General features: G+C 65.7%; 16 protein-coding genes and 1 other RNA gene. 3 read left to right on the top strand and 14 right to left on the bottom strand.

Annotated elements, in window-relative coordinates:
- Positions 1-61 precede the first annotated feature (61 nt).
- The 7 genes from Verru16B_RS14305 to Verru16B_RS14275 form a co-directional block, all read right to left on the bottom strand.
- The gene (locus Verru16B_RS14305) at positions 62-1,543 is read right to left on the bottom strand and encodes a hypothetical protein (protein WP_069962915.1); all 1,482 of its coding nucleotides are present in this window, start codon (positions 1,541-1,543) and stop codon (positions 62-64) included.
- Between the two features lie 2 nt (positions 1,544-1,545).
- A complete protein-coding gene (locus Verru16B_RS14300; RefSeq protein WP_069962914.1) occupies positions 1,546-3,720 on the bottom strand; it encodes a DNA polymerase domain-containing protein in 2,175 nt (724 codons plus the stop codon).
- 9 nt (positions 3,721-3,729) lie between these two features.
- A complete protein-coding gene (locus Verru16B_RS14295; RefSeq protein ID WP_069962913.1) occupies positions 3,730-4,086 on the bottom strand; it encodes an OpgC domain-containing protein in 357 nt (118 codons plus the stop codon).
- 22 nt (positions 4,087-4,108) lie between these two features.
- Positions 4,109-4,290: non-coding RNA, 6S RNA (gene ssrS, locus Verru16B_RS14290), on the bottom strand.
- A 116-nt stretch (positions 4,291-4,406) separates the two neighbouring features.
- On the bottom strand, positions 4,407-4,907 hold the full coding sequence (locus Verru16B_RS14285) for a hypothetical protein (RefSeq protein WP_069962912.1): 501 nt from the start codon (positions 4,905-4,907) through the stop codon (positions 4,407-4,409).
- A complete protein-coding gene (locus tag Verru16B_RS14280; protein WP_069962911.1) occupies positions 4,894-5,199 on the bottom strand; it encodes an ATP-dependent Clp protease adaptor ClpS in 306 nt (101 codons plus the stop codon). The genes Verru16B_RS14285 and Verru16B_RS14280 overlap by 14 nt, the downstream gene beginning before the upstream one ends.
- Positions 5,196-6,956: a proline--tRNA ligase gene (locus Verru16B_RS14275; RefSeq protein ID WP_069962910.1), complete on the bottom strand. Its 1,761-nt coding sequence runs from the start codon at positions 6,954-6,956 to the stop codon at positions 5,196-5,198. Before Verru16B_RS14275 ends, Verru16B_RS14280 begins: the two co-directional genes overlap by 4 nt.
- A gap of 82 nt (positions 6,957-7,038) precedes the next feature.
- Here Verru16B_RS14275 and Verru16B_RS14270 point away from each other — a divergent pair, with 82 nt between their 5' ends.
- The 3 genes from Verru16B_RS14270 (at position 7,039) to Verru16B_RS14260 (ending at position 10,756) form a co-directional block, all read left to right on the top strand.
- Positions 7,039-7,665: a hypothetical protein gene (locus Verru16B_RS14270; protein ID WP_069962909.1), complete on the top strand. Its 627-nt coding sequence runs from the start codon at positions 7,039-7,041 to the stop codon at positions 7,663-7,665.
- A 132-nt stretch (positions 7,666-7,797) separates the two neighbouring features.
- Positions 7,798-9,096, top strand: a complete 1,299-nt coding sequence (gene argA, locus Verru16B_RS14265) for an amino-acid N-acetyltransferase (RefSeq protein WP_083270370.1) — start codon at positions 7,798-7,800, stop codon at positions 9,094-9,096.
- Between the two features lie 148 nt (positions 9,097-9,244).
- Positions 9,245-10,756: an Hsp70 family protein gene (locus Verru16B_RS14260; protein ID WP_069962908.1), complete on the top strand. Its 1,512-nt coding sequence runs from the start codon at positions 9,245-9,247 to the stop codon at positions 10,754-10,756.
- Between the two features lie 46 nt (positions 10,757-10,802).
- On the opposite strand, the gene Verru16B_RS14255 is transcribed toward Verru16B_RS14260, so the two are convergent.
- From Verru16B_RS14255 to Verru16B_RS14225, 7 genes are read right to left on the bottom strand one after another with little or no spacing between them, the layout of a single operon-like run.
- Positions 10,803-12,779 (bottom strand): PEGA domain-containing protein, encoded by a 1,977-nt coding sequence (locus Verru16B_RS14255; protein WP_069962907.1) that lies wholly within the window; start codon positions 12,777-12,779, stop codon positions 10,803-10,805.
- An 11-nt stretch (positions 12,780-12,790) separates the two neighbouring features.
- Positions 12,791-14,539, bottom strand: coding sequence for a PEGA domain-containing protein (locus tag Verru16B_RS14250; RefSeq protein WP_069962906.1), 1,749 nt, complete (start codon positions 14,537-14,539; stop codon positions 12,791-12,793).
- Between the two features lie 13 nt (positions 14,540-14,552).
- On the bottom strand, positions 14,553-16,493 hold the full coding sequence (locus Verru16B_RS14245; protein WP_069962905.1) for a PEGA domain-containing protein: 1,941 nt from the start codon (positions 16,491-16,493) through the stop codon (positions 14,553-14,555).
- 14 nt (positions 16,494-16,507) lie between these two features.
- Positions 16,508-17,098 (bottom strand): hypothetical protein, encoded by a 591-nt coding sequence (locus tag Verru16B_RS14240; RefSeq protein WP_069962904.1) that lies wholly within the window; start codon positions 17,096-17,098, stop codon positions 16,508-16,510.
- Entirely contained in the window at positions 17,098-18,843 is a 1,746-nt protein-coding gene (locus Verru16B_RS14235) for a PEGA domain-containing protein (protein WP_069962903.1), read from the bottom strand. Before Verru16B_RS14235 ends, Verru16B_RS14240 begins: the two co-directional genes overlap by 1 nt.
- Positions 18,844-18,890: 47 nt before the next feature.
- Positions 18,891-21,629, bottom strand: a complete 2,739-nt coding sequence (locus Verru16B_RS14230) for a hypothetical protein (protein WP_069962902.1) — start codon at positions 21,627-21,629, stop codon at positions 18,891-18,893.
- A complete protein-coding gene (locus Verru16B_RS14225; RefSeq protein ID WP_069962901.1) occupies positions 21,626-24,484 on the bottom strand; it encodes a PEGA domain-containing protein in 2,859 nt (952 codons plus the stop codon). Before Verru16B_RS14225 ends, Verru16B_RS14230 begins: the two co-directional genes overlap by 4 nt.
- Between the last annotated feature and the right edge of the window lie 2 nt (positions 24,485-24,486).

The raw sequence follows: 24,486 nt of genomic DNA, 5'->3' as shown, positions 1-24,486 counted from the left end.
CGGGTGTGAGGGTGCGAGGATTTGAAATCCTCAGCTTACACCCTCACCTCCTATTCTTGCCCTACTCCCGGTAGCTCTTGAGCCGGCGCAGGTCGATCACCAGGTCGCTTTCGCCACTCGCGGGGGCGGTCGGGCCGGCGGTGATCGGATAGGTGCTTTCCCGAGGTGGGCGGCTGCCAAAGCGCTCGCGCACCGCCGCCTTGAACATCTCCGTCGCCACCTGCGGGTCGGAACTGGACAGGGAGCCGAATTCGTCACCGTAGATGCGCTTGGTGGAGCGGTCCTCCACCCCCGGGGTAATCAGGTGCACCCGGAGCTTCTGGTTGAAATTGGCCCGCAGCACTTCGTTGCGCACGATGTCCCATTCGCGACCTTGGGGCTCGGCCAGCAGGCGGAAGGAATTGAAGTGCGCGGCGTAAGCGAGGGCGCCCCAAATCAGAGCCAGCAACGGATAATGCAGCCAGGGCCGCGGCTTTTCCCCGAGCACCAGGATGCGGAAAGCAAAAGCCACCAGGACCAACACCAGCCCGCAGACCGCAAAAAGCACGCGGTAGGTGCTGGCCCGGTCGGCGGCCACCACCGTGATGCCAATGACCAGGAGCGGCAGGGCGATCAGACAGTAACGCCAGCGGCGCTTCACGCCTTCATCACCCTTCGCCGTGACCTTGCGGTAGGCGAAGTACAAGATGGCCAGCACCAGCGCCACCGAACCCCAGTAGATGATGGCCCGGGCATGGAAATCGTCGTTGAGGGCGAACAGCGCCAGCGCATTGGGCAGCGGGTTGGCCAGGAACCAGCCGAGCTTCGTGAAGGGATTGGTTTCCAGCCGCAGCAACCGTCCGGCTTCCAGGAAATCACCACTGGAGAGCAGGCCCTGGCTAAAGATCCATCCGCCCAGCAGACCAGCCACCAAGACCCCGAGGTGCAGCAGGACCCAGGACCGGTCGGTCATCATTTCGCGCCCCGTGCGCACCACGAGCACGCCGGCCAGCGGCACCAGGGCAAAAAGGACGTTCGCCGGGGCGATCAGGCTGGCGGCGGCATAGATCATCGCGCCACCCGCCAGCGCCACGAACCGCTTGAGCCCGCCGCGCTCGATTTCCGTCTCCACCGCCGAAAATCCCGCCATGGCCAACAACAGCGTCAGCGCCTGCGCCCAACCCGAGGCCCAGCTGGCCAACACCTGCGCCGAAGGTAACAGGAGTACCCCCAGCCCGATGCCGGCGGACTGCACCTCGTTCCAGCCCGATTGGTAAAGCTGGCGCCACAACACCAAGCCCAGGAGGGTCAGCAGCAGCAGGCTGCACAACCGCAGCCACTTGAGCCGAGACACCTCACTGGTGACGGCATACGAGGTCTCCAGCATCGCGCCATACAGGGGCCGCCCCTCACTGGCGTAGAACTTGACCAGACGCCCGGGCTCCGCCGTGGCAGCCCGCAGGTGGCTGTAATCCGAGCGCATCCCATAGTCGTGGAAAACCGTCTGCCAGTAGACGAGTAAAGGGGTGAGCAACAATATGTAGAGACAGATCCGGGTACGCATCGTCAGAGATTCATTTCCTGCTGATCGGTGTGTGCCTTAATCCCGCAGAAACGTCCATAACGTTCCAGCCAGTCGTCGATTTTTTCCAGATAGTAAACAGGGTCGTAGGGCGCCGTCGCCGCGTCATACGCCGCCACCGGACGGGCCCTCTGCCAGTCGGCGGTCTGCCCCTTGGCCTTGGCCCCGATGTAGTAACTGACCCGTTCGCCCATGCGCGGACGCGGATTCATCTGCAGGGCCACCTCGGCCGCGGCCCGCCGGGGCTTGCCGCCACCGGCGATGAACTGTTCGTAGGCCGCGGGATTCTGACCCAGGGTCTCCGCTTTCGCCAGGTCGGCCACCGGGTGCGCCCCCTCGGCGATGCTTCGACGCAGGCGCTCCACTTCCCCCGCCGGCGACTCGGCCGCCACGCCCAGCACGTGGGCGATCAGGCGGTCACCCAGCCGTTTCAGGAAGGGTTCGATGCCCCGGGATCGCAACGCCGAGCCGCGCAGGGTGATCTCGCCGCCCGCCGCCAGCGCGTAGTTCTTCGCCTTGTAGCAAAACATCGCGTCGTACCGGCCGTCATACTCGAGCTCGATGCCCGGCGGCATGATCGTGGCCACCCGGGCCAGCAGGACTTCGGGCTGGGCGTGATACTCCGTCGAGGCCAGGTAGATGCCGTCGGTATCCGCCTCGAGAATCGTGCAGCCCAGGCGCTGGAATTCCGCCATCAGGGCGTGCAGCAGTTCCCGGCCGCGCCGTGTCACCTCCGCCGCCAGGGCGCCATCCCCGAAGCGCGCCGCGGAGAATCCCAGGTAGCCATAGAAGGAATTGATCAGGATCTTAAACGCCGTCTGCCGGGCCTGGGCCTCGTCACGTTCGGCCGCCTCCGGGGCCGTCTTGGCGAGCTGCTTGTACTTCAGGCGATAGTCGCGCAGCCGGCGCAGCATCGGGATGAACACCCCGAGACTGTCCCCGGCGGGATTACGGCCGATGGCCAGGAGCAGGCTCGGATACAGCGAGGCCACGTCGAAGTGCAGCACGTGGGTGAACACCCCTTCCTGGAAACTGCGGGTGAAGCCACCCTCGAAGGTTGCGATCTCCCCGAGCGGGGCCGGACACGCCGCCCGGGCGTGGTAATACTCCTCGAGAAAGAGCAGATCCACCTTGCCGGCCGTACCGCGCAGCGCCGCTTCCTGCAGCAGGATCGGAAACACCCGCGCCTGCTCGTAGTAGGTCGGCAGCAGCACCTCGGCCACGCCCTTGGTCTCCCGCAGGTCGTCCGCCAGGTACGCGAGGAACTGCTCCCGCCGCTCGCGGAAGGCGTGCTGGATCTGCGCGCCGTCGATGTAGGTGCGCCCTTCGCCCGACTCCGGGGTCACTCCGAAATACACCGCCGCGTCCTTCAACCCGTAGGCGGTCATCTCGCGGGCCGTGATGTCGTGCAGCTGCACGAGTAGATACGTATCAATGACCGTGCGCCCCGGCAGGTCGCACCGTGGAAAATCAATCCACCGCTCGGCCACCTTCAGGCGGCTGTTGCGGAAGGTGGCGTTCTGCCCAAACCGGCCCCAGGCGCAGGGCACCTTGTGGCGCTTGGCCCGCTGGCGCAGGTAATCGAGGTCAAATTTGAAGATGTTGTGACCCTCGATCACGTCCGGATCCATCTCCCGCAGCATCGCGTTGAACGCCAGCAGGAGAGCCTTCTCCCCGGCGTCGGTCTCCTCACCCAGCGTAAGCAACTCGCGGCGCCCGCCACACAACAACCCGATCGCGAGCACCCGGTCCCCGGCGTTGCGTGCGTCGCTGAACGAGCCCGCCTCCGCCGCCCCGGTCTCGATGTCCAGCTGGCAGCGTCGCAGCTGCGCAAACGGCAGGTCCGCGTAGAGCCGGCCCCGCTGCTGGAGGAGCCACTGACTCTCGTAAGGTTTCAGCACATCGCGCTGCGTACCGTCGGGGGCGGCCTTCAGGTACGCCTCAAAGCGTTCCAGGCTGTCGGCATAGATCAGGTGCCGGAACTGGCCCTCGCCCGCCAAGGCCTCCACCGTGATCCCCTCGGCCGGCGTGGCCGCGGAGACCCACGCAAAGGGCCGGAAAGGCTCCGTCCGCTCGTGCCGGCTCCCGTCAGGCGACGCCGTGCACACCCAGGCGCGGCCGTCGTCGTCAATCCACAGGCCGCACAGCGGGTCGGACATCACCCGAAATCAGCCGGCGAAGGGCCGGAAATACACCATCGTGATGGCCAGCGCGATCAACACCAGGGTGACCAGGCTGAGCACGCCCCGCAGGTGCGCCTTGCGGTAGGCGAAGCCGGCCATGGCGGTGACGCCGAGCCAGCACGCGACCTTGACCCAGATCCACGGCGTGCTCGCGAAGGGGATCTTGTTAATGGTCAGCATGCCGAAACCGCTGATGAACATCAGCAGCGAGGCGATGCCGGTGATCATCATGGTGCGCTTGCGGTTCTCCGGCGCCGGGTTGGCGAACGCCATGAAGGTGTGCGCCGTGAGGACGATCAGGGAGAGGATGTGCAGCAGCTGGTAGTAGGGAAGACGTTCCATGATGGGTAGGTTTGGTAAAGAGTGACACCCCGCCTGTGCCGTGCGCCTTTGGGCTCATGTCCTTTTTAAGTTAAAGGTGGGCGCCGCCCGCCGCACTTCAGCCTTCCGGTTTACGGCCTGGCATCCACACGGCTGTTGGCAGCTCCCAAATGATTACAAAGGCAAAGAGCGTATATTAAGGCACCTCGAACACTGCAGGGTGTCGGCGCAGACCCTAGGCACCTCCCCCCCGCCGTCAAGGACGGGAATGCTTTCCGGGGACGGCAGGATCGTCGCTGGCCCCAACAACCATCAACCCACAACATATCCTCCTCACACCGTCAGTCCTCCGCCTTCTGCTCTCCGTTCTCGGCGGTTCCCTCCCCCTCCAGGCCCAGTGGGTCCAGGTGCTCCAGAATGATCTTCTGGATCTGGTCGAGGAAGGTGTAAGCAGCAAAGGGCAACCGCTTCTCCAAGGGGATCAGCGCAACGGGCGCGTCCTCATCCTCCAGGACCTCGGGGGAAACTTCCGCCAGCCAACGGGCGAGGATGCGGAGCCGGAGGGCGGAGCAGCCGCGCAGCAGCGAATCGCAGTTGTTCGAGTCGATGGCGATGGCCCCGTCGCTGAAAAAGTCTGAGTCGAACAGGCCGAGCAGTTCCCGCACGTCGCTGTTCTGCGCCGCCATCAGGTCCTGCGTCCAGGTGTCGTTGAACTCGGCGTCGGGCTCCGGCAGGGCAGTCGGGATGGCCAAGGTCGTGCGCAGGTCGTCGGCGGCCAGCTTGATGATGTCCAGCAGCGGCGCGACCGCGCTGATGTTCAGCCTGATCTCAACTTGTTTCATCGGCCTGGATGATCGCCGTCAGGTGCCACTGGTGCAGGCTGAAAAGGTGCGCCTCGGCCTGCTCCCGGGTGCCGGTCCAGACGATGGAGCGGCCCTGCTCGTGCACCTGGAGCATGTGCTGGCGGGCCCGGGGTTCGTCGAAACCGAACACGCGCCGCAGCACCATCACCACGTAGGACATGCGGTTCACCGGATCATTGAGCACCACGACCCGCCAGGCTTCCGCGGGTTGCGTCTGGGCCGCCGTTTGCGGCGATTGTTTCTGACGGGGCGTGGACTCGGCTACGATCATGCTTTGCTGGCAGCTTCCCGGACCGCCTGGGCGATCGTGGTTTCCGCATCGGCAATCGGGATCTTGCGCACGTCCTTGCTGGTGCGCCACTTCATTTCGAAGATGCCTTCCTTGAGCCCCTTGCCGCCGACGGTCAGGCGCAGCGGCAGGCCGATCAGATCGGCGTCCTTGAATTTCACGCCCGGACGCTCGGCCCGGTCGTCGACGAGGACGTCGGCTCCGGCGGCCTCGGCGGCCAGCGCCAGCTTCTTGCAGAGGTCGCTCGCGGCGGCGTCCTGGGGATCGAGGTTGACCACCAACACCTGCCAGGGCGCGACCTGCCAGGGCCAGACGATGCCGTCGGCATCGTTGCTCTGTTCGATCACAGCCTGCAGCGTGCGACTGATGCCAATGCCGTAGCAGCCCATCACCATCGGGTGGCTCTGCTTCTGGTCGTCGGTGTAAACCGCGCCGAACTTCTCGGAGTATTTCGTGCCGAGCTTGAAGATGTGGCCGACCTCGATGGCGCGGGCGATCTTGAGCGGCTGGCCGGACTTGGGGTCGGGCTCGCCGGCGCGCACCGTGCGAAAATCACCGAACTTCGTGATCGCGAGATCACGGGTGACATTGACGTGCCGCAGGTGGAAACCGTCCTTGTTGGCGCCGGTCGTGCCGTTGCCGATGAGGCGGATGGCCTGGTCAGCGAAGATGCCGGCAAGGGCCTCGGGATTCTTGATCGTGCCCTTGACGGCGCCGAGACTGCCGGGCTTCGCACCCATGACGGGCTCGATTTCTTCGGGCGTGGCCGGACGCCACAGCTGGAACCCGAGGGCGCCGAGCTTCGCCTCCTCCAGGTCATCGCAGCCGCGCAGGATAACAAGGAAAGGTTTGCCGTCGCCCATGTAGACGAGGGTCTTGAACTGCTGGTCAGCCGGAACGCCCGCCGCCGCGAGGGCGGCGATGGTGACAATTCCCGGGGTGGCGAATTCCTCGGTCGCGCCCACCGGGGCGGCATCAGCGAGGTCCGCCGGCACGAGGCCACTGGTGGCCTTTTCGCGGTTGGCGCTGTAGCCGCTCTCGTCGCAATACACGATGTCATCGTCGCCGACCGGGGCCGGGACCATGAACTCGTGCGAGAAGCTGCCGCCCATCACGCCGGTGTCGGCCTCGACGGCGATGGTCTTGAGCCCGCAGCGGGTGAAGAACGCCAGGTAGGCGCGCTTCATCTTGTGGTAGCTCGCGCTCGCGGCCTCGTCGGTCGCATCGAAGCTGTAGGCGTCCTTCATCACGAACTCGCGGGCGCGCATGAGGCCGTAGCGCGGGCGGATCTCGTTCCGGAACTTCGTGCCGATCTGGTAGAAATTCTTGGGCAGGTCGCGGTAGCTCGTGATTTCGGACTTCACCAGCGGGGTGATGACCTCCTCGTGGGTCGGCCCGAGGACAAATTCCGGCTCCTTGCTGCGGCCCTTGCCGGCGCCGGCGTGGTCCACGCGGTACATGATCTCGCGGGCGGCGCTCCAGCGCGGGCCGTCGACCCAGTTGTCCACCGGGTGAATGAAGGGCATGGCGAGTTCGATCGCGCCCTCGCGGTCCATTTCCTCGCGGCACAGCTGGCTGATCTTCTGCATGACCCGCAGGCCGGCCGGCATGAAGGTGTAAAGCCCGCCGCCGAGCTTCCGGACGAGGCCGGCGCGGAGCAGGAGTTTGTGCGATGCAATCTCCGCATCGGCGGGGCTTTCCTTGAGCGTGGGGATATATGTCTGCGACCAATACTTCATGAAGCCGGCACGAGAACACCCCGGCCGGGGCGGCGCAATTGTATTTGCGCTCCCGGCACCCACCCCGCGATAAAAGCCGAAAATGACCGCTGCCCCCGGCAAACCCGCCCCCAAACCCTGGCCGATGAAGTGGATCGTCCTGGCCATCGTGGTGTTCGCCGTGGGCTACACGGCGGTGAACTTCTACTTCCGCAAGCCCGGACAGGCCTACCGCCCCTATCAGGACGCCCAGGATCGCGCCACGACCGCCCGTCTGCTCGCCGCCGGTTGGTCCAAGCTGCCCGTCCATGACCGCCGGCCGATCGAAAAGCCCGCCCCCACCGACACCCCCGCGGCCATCACCCGCGGTGCGGTGGGCCTCGGCCTCGATCTGGATCCCAATTTTGCGGAAAAGCCCAAACTCCCCGCCTCCATCGACCGCGTCACCGCCCCCGCCGCCGTGAACCGGGGTTGGGACTACACGCTCTATTTCACCACGACCCTCGGCACTTCCAAGATGCAGATCGGCACCCTCGCCCTCTTCCACCGCGGCCAGGACCTGGTCCTCGTGCCGGCGCTCGAAGCCCTGCCCGGCAAGGACCTGATGAACCGCTGGCAGGATTCCGACTACGCGGCGACCTTCTCCACCGAATCCCTTCCGCCCGGCCGCTACACCGTCCGCATCGTCGCCAACGGGCCGTGTTCGACCTGGAGCTTCACGGTGAAGTGAGCGCCGGAGGGCGCTCGTGAAATTGCCGCTCTTGTTTCGTGATCCTTGGCCCTTGTCACTTGCCGGCGCGCAACGCCGGGCACTGCGCGGCTTGACGTACCGGGCAAGATCCCCGATTAACACGCACCACCGATGAGCACCGGCTCCGACATCAAACCGACCGACCTGCGCGGCATCCTGAAGTACGTGCCCCGTTTCCAGGGGCAGATCTTCGTCATCGCCCTCGACGGCAGCATCGTTGCCGACGACAACTTCGACAACTTGATCACCGATGTCGCCGTGCTCCACTCGCTCGGCATCAAGGTCGTGATCGTCCACGGCATCGGCCAGCAGATCACGGAGCTCGCCAAGGTACGCCATATCGCGATCACCGATGCCGACGGCACCGGCGTGGCCGACGCCGCCACGCTCGACCTTGCCATTCGCGCCTCCTCCCGCGTCACCCACCTCGTGATCGAGGGTCTCACGGTCAACGGGCTCAAGGCCGCGCTCACCAATGCCATCCGCGCCATGCCCCTTGGCATCCTGCGCGGCGTGGACCACCAGTTCACCGGCCGCGTCGACCGGGTCGACCGCGACTTCATCAAGCAGCTCATCACCGCCGGCGTCGTGCCGGTGGTGAACCCGATCGGCTTCGACCGCGACGGCAAGCCCCTCCGCGTGAACTCCGACCTCCTCGCGGCCGAGATCGCCGAGGCCCTGCAGGCCACCAAGATCGTCTATTTCTCCCCCTGCCTGGGCCTGGAGATCAACGGGAAGCTGCAACACGACATCTCGGTCGACACCCTCCGCAAGGTCCTCGCCTCGAAGCCCGAGTCCATCAACGAACCCATGCGGAGCAAGGCGGCCCACGCCGTCAAGGCCATCGACACCGGCACGCCCCGCATCCACTTGCTCGACGGCCGCGAGCTCGACGGCCTGCTCGCCGAGGTGTTCTCCAACGAGGGCGTTGGCACACTGATCTACGGCAACGAATACCAGCAGATCCGCAAGGCCACGAAGCGCGACGTGCGCGCCATCTACAACCTCACCCGCTCCGGCATGAAGCGCGAGGAGCTCGTCGCCCGCAGCCAGCAGGCCATCGAGAAGAACATCGACAGCTACTACGTGTTCGAGATCGACGAGAACCTCACCGCTTGCATCTCGCTGCGCCTCTATCCTGACAAACCCGACTTGGCCGAGATCGGCGCCCTCTACGTGATGCCGTTCTACCACAACCGTGGCATCGGCTTGAAGATGGTGGAATTCGCCTGCCTCAAGGCCGCCGAGCGTGGAGCCAAGGCTGTGCTCGCCCTCTCCACCCAGGCCTACAGCTTTTTCACGTCCGTGTGCGGCTTCGACGACGCCGACAAGGATGTCCTCCCGCCCTCCCGCGTGAAAACCTACGACGAGAGCGGCCGGAATTCGAAGATCATGATCAAGCGGCTCTGAGGGGCGTACGGCAAGGAGGTGACGGTTTGAGGGTATGAGGGTTTGAGGATTATTCATCCTCACCCCTTCAGCTCTTCACACCCTCCAATCCTCCCCTCTCCCCCAACTTCCGCCTTGCCCCCTCCCGGGGTGCCGCGACCCTAGCACCATGATCGTCGGCATCGACCTCGGCACCACGTTTTCCCTGATCAGCTACGTCAATTCCTCTGGCACGCCGACCCTCATCCCCTCCAAGCGCGATCCGCAGCGTTTTCAGACCCCCTCCGTCGTTCATATCGGTGACCGCGGCGCCATTGTCGGCGACCTCGCAGAGGAACTGCTCCAGGAGGAACCCGCCCTGGCCGTCTCTCGCTTCGCCAAGCTCAGCATGGGCCAGCCTGGCAAGGTCGCGCTCACCGACCATCTCGGTCAGGCCTACACGCCCGAGGCGATTTCCGCCCTGGTCCTTCGCAAGCTGAAGGAAGACGCCGAGGCCGCGCTTAGCGAGCCGATCACCGGCGCCGTCATCACGGTGCCCGCCAATTTTAACGACGCCCAGCGCCAGGCCACGGTCAACGCCGGCCGCCTGGCTGACATCCCCGTTCTCGGCCTCGTGGAGGAGCCCCTCGCCGCCGCCACTTTCTTCGGCCTCAACACCAAGGGCGGCGAGCGCCTGATCTTCGTCTTCGACATCGGCGGCGGCACGCTCGACGCCACCATCCTCAGCGCGACGCCCGAGGGCCTCTACGCCATTGCCACCGAGGGCGCCGACAACATCGGCGGCAAGAACTTCGACGAGCTTATCATGGGCATCGTGGCTGATCAGTTCCGCGGACAGTACGGCACCGACCCGCGCAACGATCCCGAGGGCGCGCAACGCCTGCGGCACTTCGCCACCCAGTCCAAGATCGCCCTCTCCGCCCCCGGCGCCAACGTCATCAGCAAGCCCGTGATCCTCGGCGGCAAGTCCCTCCGCGTGACCTTCAACCGCGCCCAGTTCGAGGCCGCCGCCGAGCCTTGGCTCGAGGCCTGCCAGGAGGTCTGCGAGCGCGCCCTTAAGAGCCAGAGTCTGGCTTGGGACAACATCGACGAATTGATCCTCACCGGCGGCTCCAGCCTCGTGCCCTGCGTCGAACGCAAGGTCCGCGAGATGAGCGCCCTCCAGCCCGCCCGCATCCGCCGCGAGCAGCCGCATGCGTCCATTGCGTACGGTGCAGCCCTCCTCGCTGAGCAGTTCTACGGCGCCAAGAAAACCGCCGCCCCGCCGCTCAAGCAGCAGGTCACCAGCAACGAGCTCGGCCTGCGCGTCTTCGACCCAAAGGAGCGGAAGCCCGTCTTTCACGCCATGATCGAGAAGAACGTGCCCGTGCCCACGACGGCCAAGCAGACCTTCTACACGCAGAAGGCCGGCCAGACCTCCCTCTCCATCGAACTGCTGCAACGAAAGGACCCATTCACGCCGCCCGAGACCCTCGGCCAGTTCACCTTCGGGCCGATCCGCCGCCCTGAGTCAGGCCATCCCGTCAGCATCGAGATGGGCTACGACGGCACCGGCCGTGTCAGTGTCACCGCCGCCGACGGCCGCACCGGCGAGTCGGTCGCACGCGAATTCTCCAAGCAGGCCGAGGCCGACCTCACCGCGATGTACGCCCTCCTGCAGAAGGTGCCCGTCCGAGCGTAAGACCGGTGCTGAGCTGAAGCACGGGCGACCCCGCCCGCGAGATCACTCAATTCGGGCGGATATCCAGCAATTGCGGCTGGGGATTGCCATCCAGCCCGCTGAGCGCTGCCTGTCCTTCCGACTCGGATACTGCCTCGATCAACGCCGACGAACTCATCGCCGAGGCCACTGGCCCGGCTAGAATGTAGTACGACTGCCTAGGCTCCAGGCGAAGGTCCACGTGCACGCTCTTCTGGCCCCACGCCCACGGATCCACCGTGAAGCGATAATTACCCGGCCGGAGCTTGATCATCTGATAGTCGCCGTTGCCTAGGGAGAACAGCTCCTGCTCATTCACCAATATCTTCACTTTCACGGCCATGCCGAGCACGCGTTTCTGTCGAACGACATAGACCAGAGGATAATTCGCCTCGACGAGGGAGGCGGCCAGCGTGCCACGCAGGGACGTCTCCCCTGCCGCAGGAATTTCTCCGCTCACTGCCCCCGGTTGGTAGTCGGCCATATACAAACCAAGAGTCACCGGCCCAGCCGGTGCGTCGCGCAGCAACAGTGGCGTCTTCCCCAGGATGGTCTCCCCCACCCGGACCTCGGCGCCAGCCGGCTCGCTCGTGACCGTGAGCTGGCCCGTGGGCAGCGGCACAGCGAGGGACTGCTCCTCGTTTGCCGTGATGACCACCTCCCGCTCAAGCGGCGGCCAGTCGCCGCGGGCCAAACGCAGGATCGCGCGACCGACCGAGACCTCATCCACGCGGGCCGGAGTCGTCCCGGAGAATTCGCGCCCCAGCGCATCGCGCAAGCTCCAGGCGATGTTCGCCGGCGTCGTGGTTAGAGCCATCCGACCCACGGGCAGGCTTAAGGCAAAATCCTCGGTCTGGCCCCGGCGAACAATTGTGGTCCGCTCAATCGTCGGCCATCCGACGTGGGTGAAGCGCAGGAGAGCCGGTCCCACGGCGACGTCCTCCGCCGTGCCGGGCGTCTGCCCGCGATGCGTTCGGCCGAACGCGTCACGGATTTCCCACTGGAACGAACCCGGCTCGCTGGTCAATCGCAGCGTGCCGGTGACGCTCAACAAGTCACGGCGTGCTGCAATCTGGGCCTGCGCCAGCTGCTCCAGGGCCGCTTGCAACTGCTCGGCCTCCACCGACGCCAAGTCGGGATCACGGCCGGCCAGCAAGGAATCGAGCCGCACCAGCGCAAACCGGAGCGGATGCCGGGTCACCTGCTCCGCCGTCCATTCCGCATAGGCGGTCGCGGCGCTCGCCCGGGCGTCCATCTCCGCCTGCCGCCCCGGTTCCGCCTGGCCTAGGGCCCGCAGGTCGTCGCGGGCCTCGCCGGCCTTCCGTTCGGCCAGACGGGACTCGGCTTCGAATCCACTCCAGGTCACCCGCGCCTCGGCGAGTTGCGTCCGCAGCGTGACCATCAGCTTTTCCTTGCGCTCCTGCTCCGCTTGCGCGGCTGCCGCGATGCGCGCCTTCTCCTCGGCTTCGGCCCGCTTCTGTGCCTCGGCGGCGAGCCGCGCCTCCTCGGCCTGGCGTTCTCGCTCGGCCTTCGCCGCGATCGCCTGCCGCTCCGCCTCGGCCTGCGCCTCGGCGGCAATCCGCGCTTTCTCAGCGCGCTCGCCCTTGGTTTTGATCACCCACCAGCCGCCGAGTGCAAGGACGGCGACGGCGATGATCGCGACAACTATGAATTCCTTGCCGCCGGACTTCGCCTTTTTCGGCGGGAGACCTGAAACCGGATCGTGCGGCGGGGACGCCGTGGCGTTAGCCCCGGGCGCTTCGTTCTTGGCGCTTTGCCGGCGCAACACTGGCAGGGCGGAGGAATCCGCCGCCAGCGTCAGGGTCTCGTAAGCCAGCGTGATCTCTTCAAGCGCTTCGCGATATTTGGCCTTCAGCCCAGGCGTGGGCGCCTTGGCGATCCGGTCCTCCAGCTTCGTCCGGAGTTCATGAAACCGGGCCTCCGCCTGTTCGGGCGAAGCTTCAGTGGGTAGCTCGAGGATCTTGGCGGCGTCGGCGGTGGTCATGGGGGCAAGGCCTAGAAGCGCGGTGCAAGCTGCACCTTTTTCTTGTTCTTCAGGAGCGTGAATTCCAACGCGCGATCGCCCATCAGACGGAGTTCAAATTCGTCGCCGATTTTCCAGCCACCGATGATGCGTCGGAGAAAGCGGGCCCGGATCAAGCGGCCCGGGGCGTCGATCAGCGTAATCTCGGCCGGAAAGACGGCCACTCCGGACCCGATGGCGGAATACATGTTAACATTGAGGGTCTCGCGGTTGACGAACTGGATGCCCATGGGATCAGCAATGCTGAACTTGCCGTACCACTCATGCGGTGTGAGCGAGGGCCAGAAAGCTGCCGCCGCCAGTTCCTCGGCGGTGGGCAGCGGGGCCAGCGTTACTTGTTCCCGGGAGTTCCGGCCGGGTTGGAGCGTCACGGTGGCCACTTGGGGGTGATACCCGTCAGCCAGCAGCTCAAAGCTGTAATTTCCCGGCGGCAACTCGAGGGTAAGCGGCGTCCGGCCCAGCACTTCGGGCCCGCGGCGCACGCTGGCGCCGGTCGGAACGCTGGCAATCTCCAGCGGGACGGCGGGGAACACGGCGCGGACCTCCGCGGAGCCTGCGCGGGTGATCGGCACCTGCTGCCGGAAGTCAGGCCAGCCTGACCGCTGGATCACGACCTCCGCCAGGCCCAGGCCCACGGCAGGTAGTGCCGCGGGCGTGGTCCCGACCTGTTCCCGGCCGAAGGCATCTCTCACCATCCAACGCAGGCCGGCGGGCTCGGACGCGAGATTCAGGGCGCCCGTGATGGAGAGACGCTGGGTACGTTCGCGCTCAACCTCGTCCGGCAGGAGCCGCAGGAGGTCGAGTAACTCGGTGACGAGCGGAGCCGCGTCATCGACCGACTTGGCTGAGACCAACTCCTCGGCGCGGGCGCGAAGTGTGCGGACAGGATGTCGGGAAAGATGGTCGGCGAGCCATTCGGAGTAGGATGTTTGGACGGCGAGGCGGGTTTCCATCTCCATTCGGGTACCGGGCGCGCTGTCACGCAGGCTGCGGATATCTGACCGTGATTCCGCGGCCACCCGCTCGGCATTTCGGGCCTCGGTTTCCAAATTGCTCCAGACCACCCGGGCCTCCGCCAGCTGCGTGCGGAGGGTCACGAGTAATTTTTCCCGACGCACCTGCTCCGCCTGAGCCACGGCGGCGAGCCGGGCCTTCTCCTCCTCCTCGGCCCGGCGCTTGCTCTCGGCGGCGAGTCGCGACTCTTCCGCAAGACGCGCCGCCTCGGCTTTCGCCACTCCAGCCTGCCTAGCTGCCTCGGCCTGGGATTCGGCGGCGATCCGGGCCTTCTCGTCATTGGCCGCCTTGGTCTTGATCACCCACCAGCCCCCGACCGCGAGCACGGCGACAGCGGTGACCGCGACGAGGATAAATTCCTTCGACGCAGCCTTGGACTTCGCCGGAAGATCTGAAACCTGAGACCTGAAACCTGAAGAGTCCGATTTCTGCCCTCCGTCCTCCGCCTGCGGCCCTCTGCCGTGAGACGTCTGCGGCTCACGCCGCACAACCGGCAGCGCCGAGCCGTCCGCGGCGAGCGTCAGGGTTTCAAAGCCCCGCGTGACCTCGTCGAGCGTCTCACGATACTTGGCCTTGAGGCCGGGTGTGGGGGCCTTCGCAATCTTGTCCTCCAACTTGGCGCGGAGCTCATGGAAACGCGCCTCCGCCTGCTCGGGCGTGGCGTCCGCAGGCAGGTCGAGGAGCTTGGTGGCGTCATGCGGCGTCATGCGGTAGAGGAGCTCAGGGTGCGCGGAATTTCACCAGAAAGGCGACGCGGTACAGGTTGATACCTGGGAGCTGACCGGTGGGCGTGATGCGTACGGAGTTCACCCACTGCTGGGCGGCGGCTAGCAGGGCGGGATTAGAAGTGGCGTAAGCGGCCGGCGGCAGTTCCCAGCGGCCTTTGCCGAGGTTGTACATGCCCATGATGCAGACCAGGCCGCCACAACTGGGCCGCAGACCCTGTGGCACGGGGGCCATGCCCATCGTTGCAACCTGCTCGGCGGAGTACGGCCCCCACGCGTTGTTGGACCAGTGGCCGAAAGCGAGCGAGAGGGGTTGGCCACGGGGCTGCAACAAACTGGCCCCCGGGGCCGGATAGGTTCCGAGCGAGAGTTGCATTGGCAGCGCGGAGGAAACAACCACACTCAATTCCTTCCCGTTGCCTGGCAGGTCGTAGACCTGGCTGGTATAACCATAGCCGCTCGCAACCCAGCTGGTGTACGCGTTGGTCAGCTGCAGAACTTCCTCTTGAAGCCAGAGCGGCTCTTCCTGGAGCTCGAGCGTGATAGCGCGGGCCTCGCCATACGACAGCTCGATGTCCTGGACTTGCTCGGCATAGCCATAGGCCATGATCGACACCTTCAACCGCCCCGGAACCACGTCAATCTCCGCGGGTGTTTTGCCCTGCTGCCCATCGGAAAGGGTGAACGCCGCCCCGGCCGGCGTGGTCGTTAGGGAAAGGTGGGCGGGCGGGAAATCAGCCTTCACGGTGCTGATCGCCCCACGTCGGATCAGCACGCCCTGCGGCACCTGTGGCCAGCCGGGGCGCTTGAACTCGATCCGGCCGTTACCGATGCCCGCGGTCGGGAGCGTGGTGGAGGCGTTGCCACTGCGTTTCTCCCCGAAGGCATCGGTGAAGACCCACTGCACGTCGGGATAAGAATTCTCTATCTGTAATGTTCCGTAGATGGCTTTATCAACCCGCGAACGGGATTCGGCCATAAGGACCTCAAGCTTGTCGAGTTGCTCCGCAAGTTGCCCGACTGCCTCGGTGGCGGGTTCAAGCTCCTTGGCGGAAACCAATTCGCTGGCGCGGGCCTGCGTGCTCTTCGCGGGATGGCGCGTCAACATGCTATCTAATTCGTCGACATATCCCTCCTGGGCATCGAGCTGGGCCCGCAACCGAGCCAGCGCGCCGCCCCCCTGCTCGCGGGCCAGGGAACGTTCGTCGGATTTGAGTTCACTCAGCCGTCGGGCGGCCTTGGTCGGTTCCTCCACGAAAAGGGATTCCGCCTGCACGTTCAGCTGCGCGAGCCGGCTGCGCAACAGCGCGAGGTCACGGTCCTTCTTCTCCTGTTCGGCCTTGGCCGCGGCGGCGAGGCGGGCCTTCTCCGCCTCCTCGGCCTGCTTTTTCGCCTCCGCGGCGAGGCGTGCCTCCTCGGCCTTGCGCTCAGCCTCAGCCTTGGCCTCCGCCGCCTGCCGCTCCGCCGTGGCCTTGGCCTCCGCCGCGATGCGCGCCTTCTCCTCATTCTCCGCCTTGGTCTTCATGACCCACCAGCCGCCGGCGCCGAGCACGGCGATCGCGATGAGGGCGACAATGATGAATTCCTTCCCGCCGGACTTTGCTTTCTTGGGCGGAAGACCTGAATCCTGTGCCCGGTGTTCTGAATCAGACTCACGGGCCGCCCCCGGCACGCGTCCCGCGTTGGGTCCTTCGCTCTTCGTGCCTTGCTTCTGCAACACCGGCAGCGACGAACTGTCCGCGGCGAGCGCGAGCGTCTCGAAGGCCGTCGTGATCTCGTCGAGCGACTCCCGGTACTTGGCCTTCAAGCCCGGTGTGGGGGCCTTGGCGATCTTGTCCTCCAGCTTCGTCCGCAGCTCGTGAAACCGCGCCTCCAACTGGTCGGGCGTGGCGTTGTCAGGCAGGTCAAGAATCTTGGTGGCGTCGGCGGGGGTCATCGTTGATTAGAGGCTCATGGGGTTGCGGGAATATAGGCATCCCGTCGAACCCGTTCTTGGGAAAAACGCAGCATACGCTCAGAGTTAACCTCGAGGCCAGCGATGACCGGCCCCCAGCTGAGTCCTTTGCGACCGTTGGACGGGGTCTCCACCGTTGGGAGGATGTCACCCGGTTTCCAGGAAATGGTTTGGTGCACATCGGTGCTATCCTGCGGAAACCAGAGCAGTTCCTTTTCCCGGTGTATGCTCGTGGCGTGCTGGCCGGCGGGAAAAAAGACCCGGCGGGCCGTGTTGTCGTCGTGGAGCGTGCCGAATCCCTTCACGCCCTCCGGGGCGATCGCCTGACGGTAAGTGAGATAGATGGCCATCCCGGCGAGGTCCGGCACCTGCTCGATTCGCTTGGGATCGATCCGGAATTCCCAGCGTGAGCCGATGACGCTGCCCATGCGCTCAGCAATTTGCACGCGGGCCAGGATGTTTTCCCGGAGAACAAACCAGTCGGTCCACGGGCTCAGCGCCTCAGCGGGTGCGGCCCAGCCGGCCGTCCACGCCGCCGCGGCCAGGGCCAGGCTCAGCCGGAAAATACGCCGTGGGAGCGGGATCATTATTTGCGCAGGTAGTTGATCGGCTGCCCGCCCTCAAAGGTCAGGGTCAGCCGGTCGTTTTGGAGCTGCACGTTGTATCGCGCATAGGCCAATTCCCGGACCAGCTTTCCGTTCCGTTCCACCAAGGCGACACCCAAGGCGGCTTGGGAGCGCAGTCGCAGGGCCAACAGGGTGGGATCCACGGTATCCACGACACACGGCTGGCCGAATACCGTCAGCCCGTAGTTCGCCTTTTGAAATACGATCGGAGCTTGGTAGAGCGCCGCGAACCGCCCCTTCGCGGGTGCATCAATGGGCAACCAGGTCCCCTCGGCCTTGTCCCAGAAGGCGGCCACCAGTTGCTCGGCGGTCAGGATCTCCGGCTCCAGCTTGACGCTGAGCTCCAGTACCTGGTTCTCCGTGATCTCACCTTTCACCACCTGCGCGGTATATTTCGGCGCCGACACGGTGAACTCGGTGGGACCGACCGGCAGCTCCGCCACCTCGAGCGGGGTGTTGCCCAAACTGCGTCCCTGCACCTCGACCTGCGCCCCGGGTACGTTGGCGACCAGTTTGAGGGTGCCCGCGCGGAAGGTGGCCTCCGTCACCAACCGGCCGCGACGCACGTGGACCGCTTGGGTCCAGTCCGGCCAGCCGGGGCGGCTGACCGTGAGCTTGGCTTGGCCGATGGCCGCCTCCGGCACCTCGCTGGGCGTGAGGCCGCTCCGGCGGCGGCCGAAGGCATCCTCCAGGGACCAGGCCAGGCCACTGGGGATGCTCCGCACCTCGACGCTGCCGCTGGTGGACAAAAGGGCCACCCGTTGCTGCCTGATTTCGGCATCAAGCAGGGGCATGGCCTCCATGATCTCGGCCACGAGGGGCAATGCCTCGTCATACTGCCGGGCTGAAACCAGCTCCTCCACCTTGCTGCGCGCAAACCTCACCGGGTGCCGGGCCAGCGTGTTGCTCAGCCAGTCATAAAAATCCTGCTGGGCCAGCACGAGGGCCTGCGCCTCGGCCAGTTGGCCCGGGCTGGCGTCCCGCAGCCCGCGCAGCTCGGATTTTAATTCACTGAGCCGACGCTCGGCATTGCGCTCCTCGCGCTCGGCAATCTCCCACGCGACTTTGGCCTCGGCCAGCTGGCTGCGCAGCTGGGCGGCGAGCCGGTCCACGCGCTCCTGCTCGGCCTTGGCGGCGGCGGCGAGCCGGGTCTTCTCCGCTTCCTCGGCCTGCTGCCGGGCCGCGGTGGCGAGGTGCTCAGCCTCTGCCTTCCGTTCTGCCTCCGCTCGCTCGATGACCGCCTTTCGCTCCGCCTCCGCCTGGGCTGCGGCAACCTGGCGCGCCTTCTCCGCGTTCTCGGCTCGGATCTTGAGCACGAACCACCCACCGGCGCCAAGGACCGCGACGGCGATGACGGCCACCAGGGCAAATTCCTTGCCGCCGGACTTCGGCTTCTTCGGCGACGGGAGACCTGCCGGATCAGGATGCGTCCGTATACCCTCCGTCGTCTGTCCTCTGCCCTCAGTCCTCTGCTGCTCCCTCTGCAACACCGGCAGCGATGAACTATCCGCCGCCAGTGTGAGCGTCTCGAAAGCGAGTGTGATTTCGTCGAGCGATTCCCGGTACTTGGCCTTCAGGCCGGGGGTCGGAGCCTTACCGATCTTTTCCTCGAGCTTGGTCCGCAGCTCCTGGAACCGCGCCTCCAATTGGTCGGGCGTGGCGTGTTCCGGGAGGTCAAGGAGCTTGGCGGCTTCGGTGGGGGACATTGGCAGGGTAAAGTGACTGGAACGTGATTGAGTACCGGTCCGTGAAGCTAGATCAGGGGGATGCGGCGGAGCAGGTCACGCTGCTCCGGAGTGAAATCCTTGGTCTCCCTGAGGCGGATGACAAAGGCTGACACCGCCTGCAGGCGGAACTCGGGTACGCCAATCTCGCGCAAGCGTTGCAAGCCCTGGGCCGGCTCCAACTGCTCGGCCACCGCCCGACCGACCAGCGGAGCAAAGTCCCGTCGATACATGGCCTGCACGTCAGCAGTAGGGTGCAATTCGGGGATCATCGCGTCGGCGGTTTTCCAGTCACCCAGACGCGCATAGTCGCGAGCGAGATCGAGCTGTTTGTAGCGGTTGTCGGTATAGGCAACATGCTTGCGGATCAGCTCGGGTTGGCCCTTGGCGAGAGCTCGGCGAGCCCGGATCCGTGCACAGGTCTGCATAAAGGCTCCGCCAATATCTGACGGTTTGGCGGCGACAGCCGCGAGCCATGGCTGCAATTGGGCAATGTTCGCCGCCCCGCGAAAAGGCACCGGTCTGGCTGGAACCAACGGCTCTTCCACCGTACCGTTGTTTGCCAGGATGTACTCCATGTAGGGCTGCAGGCGTGCCTCCCACCCCGAAGCGATCAGCACCTCCGCCCATTCAAAGAAATGCACGCCGTCCACCAGAACTCGGTCACTCCGGTTGTAGCGCGGGTCATTATATTCCACCTTGGCCGCAGCGAGGGCGAGGTCGACCAACATTTCCAGCATCGCGGTATCTGCCCGGTCGCGCGCTGCTTGCCAGAGGTCCCGCGCACTTACCCGAAACTGCTCAAAATCATACGAGTCGTACCGAGTCAGTTCCAGGACCTTCGTGAAGGCCGCGCGGACAAGCTCCATTCGGCCCTGTCGGGCCGCGGCCACGGCTAGCTCGGTCCAGCGAAGCGAGGCAACCAGGTTGGGGTACTTGGCCCCCTGCTCCCCACCCGTCACCCCGCGGGAGCTCGCCAGCTCGATCCACTGCGGCACGAGATCGGCCCGGCCCAGCGCGCAGAGCGCCTTGCTGGTTTCCCAGTAGCTTGAAAAATGGGAGGGCTGGTAGATGCCGCCCTGCTGTGTGTTACCGAGTTGCGAGTCGGCCCCAAAGGGATCCTTACCCATGATCATCATCAAGGCCGCGCCCACACTCTCGCTCGCGTTTACCGAATACGGGATGCCCGTCTCATATCCGTAGGGTTGGGCAAGGAACACGTTATAGGCACCATGCTCCTCGGCGAAGGCCAGCGCGCCGAGAACATCCCCCGCCGCCAGAAATGCCTCGACCGCGTATCCCACCCACACGGTGGAGTTCTGACGCTTGCTGCTCCGCGCCAGCACCCGGATTTCCTCCAGCGCGTATGCCTGGGCGGATTGATCGAGGCTGACCTCCTGTGCGGATTCAGTTCCTGCGTTGGGCACCACCAAAATCTCGCGCGGGGCGAAACCCTCGGCCTCGATGCGTATAACATGGCGGGCGGGCGTCAGGGACAAAATCGAACCGTTGTCGTGACTCTTGCCGTCCCAGAGTATGCGGGCATGTGCCGGCGTAGCGCGGAGGGTGACCCGGGCGGGCACGAAATCGGCGCTCACCTCCGCGACTGTCTTCGTGACTGCGACCTTCTTCACCACCGGCGGATAGGGTGCCAGTTCAAAGGTTACCTCCCCCTCCCCCATCGCCACGTCTGTAACGGTCGCGGGAGTCGTTCCCCGCCGCTCCAGGCCGAAGGCGTCGACCAGCCGCCATTGCACACCGTTCTGATTGGCACCAAGCGTCACCGAGCCGGTAATGACCGTACGATCCCGGGCCGCCGCGATATCTGTCTGCAATTGCGCCAGCGCAGCGGCAAAATCATCGACCGCGGCCGCCGCCTCGTCCCCGGCGCGGGCTGACAACAACTCCTCGGCCCGGGCCCGGGCGACGCGCGCGGGGTGCGTCGGCAGAACGTCGCGCAGCCAGACCACATAACGCTCCTGAGCGGATGCCTGCGCGGCGGCCAGGCGCAGTTCCGGCGACGTCTGCCCCTGCGGTCCACGGGCCAGCTCGCGCACCTGCGCCTTGGCCTCGACGAGGTTGCGCTCGGCGATCTGCTCGAGTCGCACTTGGGCGTCGTAGGCTACGTTAAGTTCAGCAAATCGACCGCGCAGGCGGGTGAATAACCGCTCCAACCGCTCTCGCTCCGCCTTCTCCGCGGCGGCCAGTCGCGCCTTCTCCACCTCCTCAGCCAGTCGCTTTTCTTCCGCCAAGCGCTTTTCCTCGGCGGCCCGGCGCTCCGCCTCGACTTTCGCGACGGCGGCCTGGCGTTCCGCCTCGGCCTTGGCCTCGGCGGCGATACGGGCTTTTTCCTCGTTCTCGGCGCGCGTCTTCATCACCCACCAGCCGCCGGCGCCGAGCAAGACGAGCGCGATAACGGCTACGACGACAAATTCCTTGCCGCCGGACTTTAGCTTCTTCGACGGCGGGAGACTTGAAGGGTCAGGATTCGTCCGTCCGCCCTCTGTCGTCTGCCCTCTGCCTTCGGTCCTCTGCTGTTCCCTCTGCAGCACCGGCAGGGACGAGCTGTCCGCCGCCAGGGTCAGAGTCTCGAAGGCAGTTGTGATCTCCGCCAGCGACTCCCGGTATTTGGCCTGCAGACCGGGTGTCGGGGCCTTGGCGATTTTGTCCTCGAGTTTGCGCCTCAGCTCCTGAAACCGCGCCTCGATTTGTTCGGAGGGTGCGTTCGCTGGCAGGTCGAGTAGGATGATGGCTTCGGCGGTGGTCATGGCGAGGAGGAGAAGCGGGCAGCCTTCAGGCGTTCTAACTCGCGGCCCAGGGCGACGCCGGACAAGGCCAGCCGGTCTCCGCCGGGCCGCAGTGCATCGATCTTTGCCCCCAGGGTGTTGTCGTCGGGTGCGTCCGCCGCCAGGAGGGGGCCGCGCAAATACCCGTGGCTTGCGGTGTCACGAATCAGTCGGAAATAGCTCTCAGCCTCGGCCAATTTGCCGGCCGTGGTGAGCGTCTTGACTAGGTTGCCATAGGTCCAGTCGAGCGAACTCGTGGCGTGGATCCGGAGGACCTCGAGGGCACGCTGCAGCGAGGCGATGTCGCCGAGCGCGGCAAAGCTGACGGCGGCCGCACCGAGCCGGTGAACCCCCGCCTCGGTGAAGGCGACCGGCTGCGCCGCCAGCAACTGGCGGGCGCGTACCGTCTCGCCCAGTAGCGCCAGGACGGTGACCGCCTCGAGGCGGTCGGTTGCGGACTCCCCGTCGGAGAAAACGGTGACCTTGCGCATGGCTGCGGCCGCCTCCGCTTTCTTGCCCTTGGTCAGGTATTGATCGGCAAACAGCCGATAAAGCTGACTGCGCTGCGGCGCCTCCGGTGTGTCCGCGATGCTTGCGGCCCATTGTTCCGCCAAGGAGGTGTTGCCCTGAAAGAAAGCCATCATCGCGATCGTGTGGAGGGTCTGGGCCGGGGAGACGTACTGCCCTTCAGCCATGCGCGCCAAGCGCCGCGGTGTGTCGAAATCCCCCAATCTCATGAAGCCGCTGGCTAACCCGAACAGCTGGCCGAAGTCGAGCGCCTGTCCGGCCCGGGCCAGCGCCGCCTGCGCCGAGGGTAGATCGCCCCGCACCAGGGCGACGCGGACCGGCACGAGCTGCCGGGCCATGGCACCCTTGGCCAGGTACTCCTGCACTGTCTGGTTCCGGTACTCCGCCGCCGCCCCGGTACCCATCGCGCGGGCGGCGGTGCGCTGGGCCGCGGAATCGAGGCCGGCCTCCTTCTGCAGCTGGGCCACCGTTGCGCTGTAGATCCAATCTTCATCGGTGGTGAACCAGTGTTCGCACTGGGCAATCGCGGCGGCGAACTCCTCCGGGTAGATCACGAGGTGCTCGAGGGAATGCACGACCGTATGCCGCTGGGACACCTCGGTGACGAGGGGCACGGCCGCCAGCGCCTCCCGGGCCAGAGTCCGGCTGCGCTCGAAGTCGACCTGCGCGAGGTTGTCCAACAGGTAGAGAACCGTGGTCACTTTTTCCAAGGGATCGCGGATTTGCCGGACGGCCTCCAAGTAGAGGTCAAAGTATCGGGCCAGGAAAGCGTGAGGCACGCCGGGAATATCCTTGGCCGCGCCCAGGTAGGTGGCGGCGCCCATCGCGCGCGCCTTGGGGCTGCTGATAAGCGGTAGATCCTCCAGACCGCGCTCATAGATCAGCTCGGCGTCGAAGGACTGGCCGGCGAGCAGTTGTGCGTCGAGGGTCAGTGTTCGGCCATCCTCGATGCGGCCGGAGAGCTTCTGGCTCTTGTACCCCTGATGGGCGAGACGAACCTCAATCTCGCCGGGCGGCATGGGGGCCAGTTGCAGGGGCGTCTCGCCGAGCACCCGCTCCCCGTGGCGCACCAACACACCGGTGGGAGTGCTGGTAATGGCGAGTGACCCCACCGGGAATCTGGCTGCGAAGACACCGTCGGTGCCCCGGCGATGGTCAATCGCCATGCGCAGGTCGGCCCAGCCGGCCCGGCGAAAAACCAAGGTGGCCTTGCCTAATGCCACCTCTTCCACGGTGGCGGGCGTCGCACCTGAGCGCTCGACCCCGAAGGCGTCGGTGAGCTGCCAGGTGGTCCCCTCGAGATTGGAACTGAGGGCAAGGTCGCCGGTGACGGCGAGATCGCTGCGCGCGGCTGCAATATCGGACTTCAGCTGGTCCAAGGCGGCGATGTAGGCGTCAACGGCCGCCGTCGCATCGTCAGCCGCCCGGGCGGAGACCAATTCCTCCGCCTTCGCCTTCGCGATGCGGGCTGAATGAGCGGGAAGACTGGCCCGCATCCAGTCCACCAAGTGGCTCTGCGCCCGCACTTGGGCCGCGAGCCGGCGCCGATCCGGGCTCGCCCCGTCCTTCTGATCCCGGGCGAGATCACGTTCCTGCGACTTTAACTCAGCAAGATCCCGCTCGGCGACGGTCTCCAGGCGCATCTGTGCCTCGTAGGCGACGTTCAGCTCGGCCATCCGGCTGCGCAGCGACGTAAAATGTCGGTCCAGTCGCTCGCGCTCGGCCTTCTCCGCCGCGGCGAGACGGAGCTTTTCCGCCTCCTCAGCCAAGCGCTTCTCTTCCGCCAGGCGTTTCTCCTCGGCGGCCTTGCGCTCGGCCTCGACCTTGGCCTCGGCCACTACGCGCTCAGCCTCAGCCTTGGCTTCGGCCGCTACGCGCGCCTTCTCCGCGTTCTCCGCCTTGGTCTTCATCACCCACCAGCCGCCCGCACCAAGCACGGCGACGGCGATGAGGGCGACCACGGCAAATTCCTTGCCGCCAGACTTGCGCACGAGCGCAGGTGCAAGGTGTGAGTCGTCGGGTGCTTGCCCGGGCGACGGCGTCGCCGCGACTCCAGAATCCGGTCTTCCCCCTCCGGCTTCACGCTTGAGCACAGGCAGTGCCGATGAATCTGCAGCCAGCGTGAATGTTTCGAATGCAACGGTGATGTCGGCCAGCGACTCGCGGTACTTGGCCTGCAGTCCGGGCGTCGGGGCCTTGGCAATCTTGTCCTCGAGCTTGTGGCGCAGATCGAGGAAACGCGACTCCACCTGGTCAGGCGTGGCGTTGGCGGGAAGGTCGAGAAGTCTGGAGGCTTCGGCAGGCGTCATGG

The sequence above is a fragment of the Lacunisphaera limnophila genome (assembly GCF_001746835.1).
Lineage (GTDB): Bacteria > Verrucomicrobiota > Verrucomicrobiia > Opitutales > Opitutaceae > Lacunisphaera > Lacunisphaera limnophila.
This window is presented reverse-complemented; position numbering and strand designations above follow the sequence as displayed.

Bases quoted from the DNA above. Each gene is read 5' to 3' on its own strand.
- Verru16B_RS14305 (WP_069962915.1), bottom strand. From the start codon at position 1,543: ATGCGTACCCGGATCTGTCTCTACATATTGTTGCTCACCCCTTTACTC.
- Verru16B_RS14300 (WP_069962914.1), bottom strand. From the start codon at position 3,720: ATGTCCGACCCGCTGTGCGGCCTGTGGATTGACGACGACGGCCGCGCC.
- Verru16B_RS14295 (WP_069962913.1), bottom strand. From the start codon at position 4,086: ATGGAACGTCTTCCCTACTACCAGCTGCTGCACATCCTCTCCCTGATC.
- Verru16B_RS14285 (WP_069962912.1), bottom strand. From the start codon at position 4,907: ATGAAACAAGTTGAGATCAGGCTGAACATCAGCGCGGTCGCGCCGCTG.
- Verru16B_RS14280 (WP_069962911.1), bottom strand. From the start codon at position 5,199: ATGATCGTAGCCGAGTCCACGCCCCGTCAGAAACAATCGCCGCAAACG.
- Verru16B_RS14275 (WP_069962910.1), bottom strand. From the start codon at position 6,956: ATGAAGTATTGGTCGCAGACATATATCCCCACGCTCAAGGAAAGCCCC.
- Verru16B_RS14270 (WP_069962909.1), top strand. From the start codon at position 7,039: ATGACCGCTGCCCCCGGCAAACCCGCCCCCAAACCCTGGCCGATGAAG.
- argA (WP_083270370.1), top strand. From the start codon at position 7,798: ATGAGCACCGGCTCCGACATCAAACCGACCGACCTGCGCGGCATCCTG.
- Verru16B_RS14260 (WP_069962908.1), top strand. From the start codon at position 9,245: ATGATCGTCGGCATCGACCTCGGCACCACGTTTTCCCTGATCAGCTAC.
- Verru16B_RS14255 (WP_069962907.1), bottom strand. From the start codon at position 12,779: ATGACCACCGCCGACGCCGCCAAGATCCTCGAGCTACCCACTGAAGCT.
- Verru16B_RS14250 (WP_069962906.1), bottom strand. From the start codon at position 14,539: ATGACGCCGCATGACGCCACCAAGCTCCTCGACCTGCCTGCGGACGCC.
- Verru16B_RS14245 (WP_069962905.1), bottom strand. From the start codon at position 16,493: ATGACCCCCGCCGACGCCACCAAGATTCTTGACCTGCCTGACAACGCC.
- Verru16B_RS14240 (WP_069962904.1), bottom strand. From the start codon at position 17,098: ATGATCCCGCTCCCACGGCGTATTTTCCGGCTGAGCCTGGCCCTGGCC.
- Verru16B_RS14235 (WP_069962903.1), bottom strand. From the start codon at position 18,843: ATGTCCCCCACCGAAGCCGCCAAGCTCCTTGACCTCCCGGAACACGCC.
- Verru16B_RS14230 (WP_069962902.1), bottom strand. From the start codon at position 21,629: ATGACCACCGCCGAAGCCATCATCCTACTCGACCTGCCAGCGAACGCA.
- Verru16B_RS14225 (WP_069962901.1), bottom strand. From the start codon at position 24,484: ATGACGCCTGCCGAAGCCTCCAGACTTCTCGACCTTCCCGCCAACGCC.